This window comes from Thermoleptolyngbya sp. M55_K2018_002, from assembly GCF_015295965.1.
In the GTDB taxonomy this organism is placed as follows: domain Bacteria; phylum Cyanobacteriota; class Cyanobacteriia; order Elainellales; family Elainellaceae; genus Thermoleptolyngbya; species Thermoleptolyngbya sichuanensis.
On record NZ_DVEA01000147.1, the window covers coordinates 44189 to 50798 of the forward strand.

The following is a 6610-nucleotide window of genomic DNA, read 5'->3' on the forward strand; positions in this document are numbered from 1 at the left end:
TTGTCCAACAAAGAGAAAATAAGTCTCTTTATTGGACTTAAAATAAGACAATAAATCCAATCAAAAGACTAGCATTGAGGTAGTTATTCTTAAATTTAGACTCAATATAAGACGAATCGGATAAAATTAAGACAAACGCAATTCTTAAAAATTCTCGTCTGCAAATTCATGGACAACCGAGTTTTCACCACCCCCGAAGGACTGCTGACCGTCGAAGCTGCCCAAAAAGTGCTGAATCGTTCCCGTGCTTCGGTCTACCGCTATGCCAACACCGACCCAAATACCCTAAATCCGCCCTATGACCCATCGCGGCTCAACCCAGAATTGCGCCAAACGCTCGAAGATCCCATCCTGTTTCACCCCAATGAAGTCGCCCGCTTTGCAGCCGATATCCTTGGAATGAAACAAGTCACAATTCATGTTCAAGAATCAGCAGAAACCACCACCCACAAGCTATTGCGGGCGATTCTCTCAGAACTTCAAAGCATTCGAGAGCTACTCGAATCTAAGCCCCCAAGTTGAGCAATGGAGTCATTAAAAATAAATCGGGATGCGGCATTCTTCCAGCAGGCGATCGCCCTTTTGTTGCAGCGCTTGAATTTCTGCGTCAAGCCTCGCAGGAACAGGCAAACTGGCGATCGCCAACAGGTCTCGAAGGCGATAGCGCCAGTCGTGCCGCAAGAGGCACTCACAGTGATTTCGGAGGGAGTTTTGCTGTAAAAAATCCTGATCCGCTAGCAGAGATTCCAAAAACTCAACCGCATTGCTGCCCCTTGGAAAATCAATTGCGCTGTTCTCCCAATCCATCAACTCCGCCACGCCTGACCCAAACGGACGTTTCCCAACAATCGTGCAGCCGTAGAGCCAACCCTCTAACCATCGATACAGCAAGGGAGAATCCTGATAGAAACGCGGCACTTCACTCGCTTCAAAGCAAAGACTGATTTTTGCATGATTGAGCAACCTCGAATGGAGCATCACATGCTCGCCTCGGTCAAGCAGATCAGGCTTGGAAAAGGTGGAATACAAATAAAAGCGATCGCTCTCTGCTCCTCCGAATCGCGCATGAAGCTGTCGATGGATTGCTTCATTTCGCCGACCATAGCTCAAGATATCAATCCAGCGATGCTGCCGATTGAGTTCCACCCCCAACGTATTTGTCGCAAGCGGCAAGTACATTGCATTAATGCCGTGCATCTCTCTCACAGAATCAGCCATATCTTGACTGATTGTAAATAGATAGTCCAGGCAAGAAATAGCGGCAGGATTGAGGTGATTTGCGCTAAACCCATCCAACAGATAACCAATTCTGACATCAAACCGTTTCAGCAGCGGGCCGAGCGTATGCATCGACAGTAGAAACTGCGACCCAAGCCCCACAATCAGCAATACATTTATCCCAGAACCCAAACTGGGCAACTGCTCCAACTCATACCAGGAGCGAAACAGGCGATGCCGATATCGTCGAGTAAAAGACACATAGCGATCGGAAACTTTTAGCGCCCCCAGCCGAATTGACTGGTTATGAGTGGGGTAGAGAAAGACGGGCTTAACAACACTGGATAGAACTTCTTCTAGATTCTGGCTGACTGACCAACCTACATGTTGATTATCAGGAGAATTTTCAGACAAGACGTAGAGATTCAGCCCCATATACAGCAACAGCTAGGAGTTTTAGAAGATAGAAATCAAGATACGGTTAGTCTGGAGAATACAAATACAACATCGCTGTAAAACGTTGCCTTACTATCTACAGCCGCAATCTACAGCCATAATCTACAGCCACAATACGAAGGCCGATCCGCTATTAATAAAGCGAAAAACATTAGCTAAATAAAGCCGGCAGAGAAATATAGATTTACATTCGAGAACCTTTTTCTCAAGTCTTTATATTGCTAGCGTAATTTACAATATTTTCATCAGAAATGCGGTTCCTGCGGCGCTACTTACGCAGAAAAATCATGAAGAATCCGTGAAGAAGTATTAAAAAAGTCCGAAAAAACATCTAAACAAGCCGCAAAGCCGCATCTCGCGAGTTTCCGGGGCGATCGCTTGCAAGTCATACTCGTTATGAGTATGCTTAAGAAAAGCAGGCTGCTGGTGCAGATGCAGCCTCACCAGACCTGCATTGCACAAACTGCATTGCACAACTACATTGCACAACTACATTGCACAAACTGCACTGCACACGACGTTCCACTACCCTTTTCACTGCCATGAGAATCGAAGCAATCCCCATTCGCTTAATCCAGCGACCGCTCTTTCGCCAAAATGACCAGGAAAAAGTCCGGGCGCTGATGGAATCCATCCAAGAAATTGGACTCCAGGAACCGATTGACGTACTAGAAGTAGACGGGCAATATTACGGATTTTCAGGCTGCCACCGTTTTGAGGCCTGTTCGCGCCTGGGACATGAGACGATTTTATGCAAGGTGCGGCGGGCCTCTCCGTCGATTCTTAAGATGCACTTGGCATAGCGTCTGGCTCACTGCATGTCTGGCTCGCTGCATGGCTTGCTCACCGCATGGCTTCGTCTAACGATTCGTTTCCCTATACGCCGCAGTTGCGATCGCTCATGCAGCAGGCCGGCATCCCCAGCTTTGCCGCCCTAGCTCAGCAAGCAGGCGTATCCACCTGGCAAATCGACCAACTGCGGCGCGGCAGCGTGCTAAAGCTGCGCGTGGGAGCGATCGCCCGACTCAGCCAAGCCTTAAACACCTCGATTAGCGACCTGATTGCCACCTTTTCGGGTTCTCCGCCCATCGAACGTCCAGACCTACCTTCCACTTCAAAAGCTGCTCGATCCGAATCGCTTACAACCCTGCAAAATACTACCCTGCAAAATACGACCCTGCAAAAAGAGTATGAGCGGTTGCAGCGCCAGGTCGAACAGCAGACCGCCGAAGCCGTCCAGGCCTGCCAACGGGCCGCGCTGTTGCAACTAGAGCCGTTGCTCGAAAAGCTGCCCGTCTTCCTGAATGTAATTGAGCAAAACCCTGACTTTCCAGCCCGACAACTCGTGCCCCACTTGCGCCCGCTTGAGCGACTGCTCACCGATTGGGACGTGGCCACCATTGCGCCGATTGGCAGCGAAGCAGGCTATGACCCCCAAAAGCACGAGCTGATGGAGGCTTCCAAGACAGCAGTGCAACCAGGCGATCGCATTCGGGTGCGCTTTGCTGGATACTATTGGGGCGATCGCCTGCTGTTTCGGGCCAAAGTCAGTCCGGTGCAGCCCAACGATACCCACCCTTCATAGATCCACCCCTAAGAGTCTGTCGAAGAGACTGTCAAAATGCGCTTTAGCGAAATTGTCCACCAGCTCGGCAAGCCAAGTCACACCCTGGATAGCAGCCTCCCCCAGCAGCCCGACCTTAACCCAGAGATCAGCGCGATCGCCCCCATCGAAGCGGCCCCCAGCGGCACCCTCAGCTACATCGAAGGCGGTAAATTTGCCAAGCAGGTCGCCACCACCGCCGCCAGCGCCCTGATCTTGCCCCAGGATGCCGCCCTGCAACAGGCCGCCAGCGACCGCTCCATCGCCTGGGTCGCCACCCCCAACCCGCGCCTCCTCTTTGCCCAGGCGATCGCCCTGTTTTACCAACCCTTTCAGCCCGCCCCCGGCATTCACCCCAGCGCCATCATCGACCCCACCACCACCCTCGGCAAGCATATCTCCATCGGCGCAAATGTGGTGATCCAGGCAGGCTGCGTCCTGGGCGACCATGTTTGCATCCATCCCAACGTCGTGCTGTATCCCGGCGTTTCCGTGGGCGATCGCACCATCCTCCATGCCAACTGCACCCTCCACGAGCGCACCCAAATCGGCGCAGATTGCGTCATCCACAGCGGCGCAGTCATTGGTTCCGAAGGCTTCGGTTTCGTCCCCACCCGCGACGGCTGGCTCAAGATGGAGCAATCCGGCCGCACCGTCCTCGAAGACGGCGTAGAAATCGGCTGCAACAGCGCTGTCGATCGCCCCGCCGTCGGCGAAACCCGCATCCGCCGCAACACCAAGATCGACAATCTAGTACAGATTGGTCACGGCTGCACCATTGGCGAAGCCTGCGCGATCGCCGCTCAAACAGGCATGGCCGGCGGCAGCAGCCTGGGCGATCGCGTCATCGTTGGCGGACAGGTCGGCATCAATAACCAAGTACACATCGGCAACTTCAGCCAAATTGCCGGGAAATCCATGATCCACGCCGATATTCCGCCCAACAGCATCATCATGGGCGCACCCGCCATGCCCGCCACCGAATTTCGCCGCATCGCCGCCGCCTGGAAACGCCTTCCCGACATGCAGCGCACCCTGCGGCAGGTGCAAAAACATTTGGGATTGTAGGCAAGGTTTAATGAGGTTTAATCTAGACGTAGAAACCAGACAAACGCCCAATCCATCCTCCGTAGCGCTGCGAACAAAATTGCTGAAAGCCACCCGAAGGCTTAATCGGCAATCCAAAATCCCAAATCGCAAATCCAAAACCCCGCCTAGTCCACTCGCTCAATTTGGGCGCGAACCCCGTTCTGACGCAGAATATCAATCACTTCCTGGGCATTGGCTTCGCTGTTGAACGCGCCCACCTGCATAACCACCGACTGACGGCGATCGTAGGTGAGAAACGCACCAGGAAACACGCTCAGCACGCGATCCTGCACAGCCGCACTGGCAGCGGGAACCACCACCCGATAGCGCAGCCCTAGCTCACTGGCGCGGCTGGCAACGGGCGTAGTGGGGCGGGGACGAGCGCCAGACACAGGCACACTGGGCACACCGCTGACATTGCCAATTGGTGCATTGGGGTCGGGCACGGGCAGCAGCGTGTATTGCGTGTAGGGAGGGGCAGGCGGAACAGCGACGGGCGATCGCCCCACCGCAGGCGGCCGCTCATATCGCTGCACTGTTCCCCCAGACTGGCGCGGAGCCACACGTCCAGAGCTTTCTGGCGGCGGTACAGGAATCTCAATCACGCCCTGAAAATTCGCAACGGGTTCCTGACGAGACGGCGAGAGCGCCACTGCACCACCCTGGGAGGTACGCTGGGGCAAAGGCCGAAAGGCACGCTGCTCAACCGGCCGCCGCACAGGAGTCGGCATAGCAAAGCCCCCGGACGAAATGGGCTGGTTGGGTATGGACTGGCGAGGCACAAACTGACTAGGCAATGGGCTGTTGCCATCTCCCGCTTGAGATTGTTGTGGGTAGATCACCGCAGGCGGCGCAACGGAAATGGGAATGCCCCGGAGAGACTGGGGCGCAATCTGCGTTGGCATAGAACCCTGCGTCGGCATTGGCGCTGCGGGCGGGGCACTAGCAGACGAGGGCGATCGCCCTCCAGCCGCCCGCCCAAACGTGCGCGGGGTGGCTCCTCGCTGTGGGTTCAGCCCGCTGGATACCGGAAAATCGCCCGTCGGCGTGGTTGGCAGAAACCCTGCGCCCGCCGCTGCAAAGGGAAACGGCGCAGCGGGTTCTTCCACAACCTCAGCACTCATGCTGGTCTGCGGCGCAATTGGCATAGCAGACTGGGCGGCTGGGCGCGGCGTAGCTGGGCGCGGCATAACATTAGGGGCAGCAGGGGCAGCAGTCACAGCCATCGGGGTCGCACCGCCCTGCGCGATTTGCCCCTGAATCACCACCCCCTCGCCGCCTGTGGTCGGGTCTGCCTGCACCGCCACCCCCGGCGGCAGCAAAATCGGAAACCGTTCCCCGTTGTCCGCTGCATAGGTTCCCGCAGCAAGCAGAATGACCGTATTGGGCGGCGCAAGTCGGGCAGCGTGGGTAATCGTGCGGAAGGGCGATCGCGGCGATCCGTCTCCCGTGGCATCGCTGCCCAGCACCGGATGCACAAAGATCAGTTGGGAAACAGCCGCTTGCACCACAGGTTCATTGGCCTGGGCAGAGCGGCGAGGCACACCCTCCAGCGCCCCCAACGTCCCCAATAGCCCCAACATTAGAACAGCCAACTGGCCCCACTGCTGGATGTGCAGAGTCGCTGGAGATTGCCGAATCGACCGAATAGATTGCACTCGCATCCCAACTGGCGGCCGTACCCATCCCTTTAGAGTCATCGTTGCCCTCCCAAAAAAGCTGGAAATTCTGACGGGGTTATGGTGTTTAGAAATTCAGCCATTCATACTAGCGAATCTCTCAAAAACTGCTCACTTTTTTATGTAAAAAGGTTCTGAAGCCAGTCGAATAAAGACAACTTCTGGCGATCGCCCCCATCATTTCCCCCGCTCCTTCTAGCGCCCTCTGCCCCAATTTCTCCCCAGCAACATTCACACTTCCCCTCCCGCCTTTGCCCCCGCTGCCCAAATTCGCTACGATCGCTCTCGGCATGGCTCTCGGCTCTGTTTTGCTGCAACTTGCTCCCCGATTCCGCCCAACCCCTCCAAAGCCCATCATCTCCACCCCCATCCCTTGTCGTATGAACCACCCAGCCGACCGCCCCCTCACCGCGATTCATCGCATTTTGGATGCCAACCTGGATCGGGCCCGCGAGGGACTGCGAATCGTAGAAGAATGGTGTCGCTTTGGGCTAAACGATGCCAGCCTGACCGCAGAATGCAAAGACCTGCGCCAGCACCTCGCCCAGTGGCACACCGCCGACCT

6 protein-coding genes and 1 pseudogene are annotated in these 6610 nt (G+C 55.6%); 5 read left to right on the forward strand and 2 right to left on the reverse strand.

Translation table 11 applies throughout. The annotated features are described in order from the left end of the window. Positions 1–168: 168 nt before the first annotated feature. Positions 169–522, forward strand: coding sequence for a resolvase (locus IGS51_RS07255; RefSeq protein ID WP_277772819.1), 354 nt, complete (start codon positions 169–171; stop codon positions 520–522). Between the two features lie 12 nt (positions 523–534). Here the strand turns inward: IGS51_RS07255 and IGS51_RS07260 are convergent, their stop codons facing one another. Further along, the gene (locus IGS51_RS07260; protein ID WP_297077585.1) at positions 535–1653 is read right to left on the reverse strand and encodes a glycosyltransferase; all 1119 of its coding nucleotides are present in this window, start codon (positions 1651–1653) and stop codon (positions 535–537) included. 563 nt (positions 1654–2216) lie between these two features. Between IGS51_RS07260 and IGS51_RS07265 the strand changes: the two genes are divergently transcribed. From IGS51_RS07265 to lpxD, 3 genes are read left to right on the forward strand one after another with little or no spacing between them, the layout of a single operon-like run. Then, complete coding sequence (locus tag IGS51_RS07265; RefSeq protein ID WP_172358108.1) at positions 2217–2477, forward strand: sulfiredoxin; 261 nt, start codon at positions 2217–2219, stop codon at positions 2475–2477. 47 nt (positions 2478–2524) lie between these two features. Next, positions 2525–3259, forward strand: coding sequence for a nucleotide exchange factor GrpE (gene grpE / locus IGS51_RS07270; RefSeq protein WP_297077588.1), 735 nt, complete (start codon positions 2525–2527; stop codon positions 3257–3259). A gap of 36 nt (positions 3260–3295) precedes the next feature. Further along, entirely contained in the window at positions 3296–4345 is a 1050-nt protein-coding gene (gene lpxD, locus IGS51_RS07275) for a UDP-3-O-(3-hydroxymyristoyl)glucosamine N-acyltransferase (protein ID WP_297077590.1), read from the forward strand. Between the two features lie 146 nt (positions 4346–4491). Here the strand turns inward: lpxD and IGS51_RS07280 are convergent, their stop codons facing one another. Further along, positions 4492–6066 (reverse strand): DUF1565 domain-containing protein, encoded by a 1575-nt coding sequence (locus tag IGS51_RS07280; RefSeq protein WP_297077592.1) that lies wholly within the window; start codon positions 6064–6066, stop codon positions 4492–4494. 359 nt (positions 6067–6425) lie between these two features. Between IGS51_RS07280 and IGS51_RS07285 the strand changes: the two are divergent. Then, positions 6426–6610: pseudogene (locus IGS51_RS07285) on the forward strand (thiamine phosphate synthase); the annotation flags it as partial.